Raw genomic sequence first — 561 nt, forward strand, 5'->3', positions numbered from 1 at the left:
ACCTGTTCAATAATGAAATTGTCGCCTACAAGATGTACAATCATCAACAAACGACGTTGGTCACCGATACATTGAAAGAAGCACTGGAGATGCGTGGGAATCCGGAAGGCGTCATTATCCACTCCGATCAAGGAAGCGTCTATACCTCGTATGCGTACCAGGATTTGGTCAAGGAGAACCATCTTGTGAGCAGTATGTCGCGGCGTGGAAACTGTTGGGATAATGCGGTCATTGAATCGTTCCATTCCAATATCAAATCGGAGGAATTCCAGTACGTCAAATTCAATTCGATGCCCAATATCCATGTCATGGAGAAGGTGAATGAATACATGCGCTATTACCACGAAGACCGGATCCTAGAAAAATTAGGCTACCTGACGCCCAAAGAATTTGGGGCGCAAGCAGCCTAAAGAGGTGTTTTATATGTGTATCAAATCGTTATGTCAGTCTAATAGGTTTGGCTACTTTCTTTTTACAAGATAAAACAAATTTTTATATTTATTTTTAAAAATATATTGTTATCACTGTTGATTTTAAATGAAGAATGATTGTAGTGGAAGG

The 561-nt window shown here is 39.9% G+C and carries 1 protein-coding gene; it reads left to right on the forward strand.

Annotated elements, in window-relative coordinates:
• A partial coding sequence (locus tag B371_RS0100045) for a DDE-type integrase/transposase/recombinase (RefSeq protein WP_019412337.1) occupies positions 1–410 on the forward strand: 410 nt, incomplete at its 5' end.
• Positions 411–561: the final 151 nt, after the last annotated feature.

Source organism: Paenisporosarcina sp. TG20 (assembly GCF_000286315.1).
Classification (GTDB): domain Bacteria; phylum Bacillota; class Bacilli; order Bacillales_A; family Planococcaceae; genus Paenisporosarcina.